This window comes from Fulvivirga sp. M361 (genome assembly GCF_007097395.1).
Classification (GTDB): Bacteria; Bacteroidota; Bacteroidia; order Cytophagales; family Cyclobacteriaceae; genus Fulvivirga.
Genome location: NZ_VKDC01000092.1, coordinates 1 through 1,613 on the forward strand (window position 1 = coordinate 1; position 1,613 = coordinate 1,613).

The window sequence follows — 1,613 nt, forward strand, 5'->3', positions numbered from 1 at the left end:
TTAACCCGCATTATTCATTGGGTTAAGAAATCTGATTTTAGATAAAACATAGAATGTACTGAGGAGTTGTTTAGCCACCCCTGAAGATATTTCAGATAATCTTTGAGAAAATAACATATTGATTTTGCTGAAAATAGCTTTTAGGATGTTCTTTTTAAGCCATTTTTTCTGGACAAGACATACTTACCCCTTGATTTCTGGCTATGGTGGTGTTTTTACTGGGTAATGAGTTGTTTAAACAACTCTTGGTGGACAAAGGCTCGGGATAGTTGGTAATATATCCTGCGTTTAGTTTTCTTGATGGTTGCCCCTACTTTAAGCAGCCGTGCTCTGATGGTAGCAATACACCATTGCTTAGCTGGGTTGATCTTGGTTTTCCTGATAGCGGTTTTTAGGAGTAAAAATAGCTCATAAGCCAAGCTGCTGATTAATAAACGGGTAAAGTTGGCCCAGAAGCCGTGATTAGATAACCGGTCGGCAAAACACATATTTTTGACTTCCTTGATACGGTTTTCGCTGGCTTCTGCACGTTGTACGTATATCCCAAAATATATGCTACGAGCATCCTTTTCAGGTAAGTTACTGACGATATGACGCGTATTGAGTCCTTTACCGGTACTTTCCACTTTAGTATAACACTGCTGAGGCTTATGCCAGCTTTTGGCCTGATAGCTATGAGTGAAAAAGTGTTGATGTTTTATGCCTTGCCGGACATATAAGTGAGATACTACCTTTTCCACCCGTTTTACTTTCCTTTTGAGCACTTCATTACTAGCAAGGCCCAGCACAAAATCTAACCCATAATTATCAGCCAGCTTATAAAAAGCCGGGCAGCTAAACCCACTGTCAGCACGAATGATAATACGCATTTTCGGGTGGGAAGCCCTGATCTTCTCTACTACACGTTTGAGAATAGACACATACCATTTATTAGAATGACTATTACCTGGGCGTAATACCGGAACAATAATCTGACCGGTTTGACCATCATGAAAGAATAGCTCATTGTACATAAAACGACCATAATAGCCATTGAACATCGACAATTGCTGTTGTCCATGTGTAGGGTCATCGGTAGCATCAATATCAATAGTGAGTTGCTCACGACCTGCCAGGGAAGCTACATAGCGATCTATCCAGGCATAACAAAGATCGAAAATACCCTGTTTGCCTAAACTGTTTTCAAACCTTGACAGAGTGGGTTGCGAGGCCATTTCTCCATCTAATATATCTTGATAAAGTGGATCGTTCTTCAACTGATCAACATCATTAGCGTCTTCATAGCCTTGCATTAAGGTGAAAACACGTTGTTTAAGAAGCTTTTCCATGCTATGAGTAGTGCGCAGTGGATCACGTTGATCTTTAATATGACTGCTGAAGTAAGAAATGAGTTTATGCTTCCGCTCAAGCTTTTCCAATAATACAATCGCCCCATCAGAACTGATCTGGCTAGCTGAAAAGTCAACAGATACTTGTGTATTTCCTCGATAAAATGCCGTATTTTTATCCCTCATATTTGGGTGTCGTATAAGGTGTGCTTTTTGTTTCTAACTATCTCAAAAATAACACCTTACACCCAAATTATTCACCTACTAATGAATTTTCCGGGTTAA

At 39.7% G+C, this 1,613-nt stretch carries 1 protein-coding gene; it reads right to left on the reverse strand.

Going from position 1 to position 1,613, the window contains the following annotated elements; all coding sequences use genetic code 11:
* Positions 1-215: 215 nt before the first annotated feature.
* Positions 216-1,514, reverse strand: coding sequence for an IS1380 family transposase (locus FNH22_RS31700; protein ID WP_143402557.1), 1,299 nt, complete (start codon positions 1,512-1,514; stop codon positions 216-218).
* Positions 1,515-1,613: the final 99 nt, after the last annotated feature.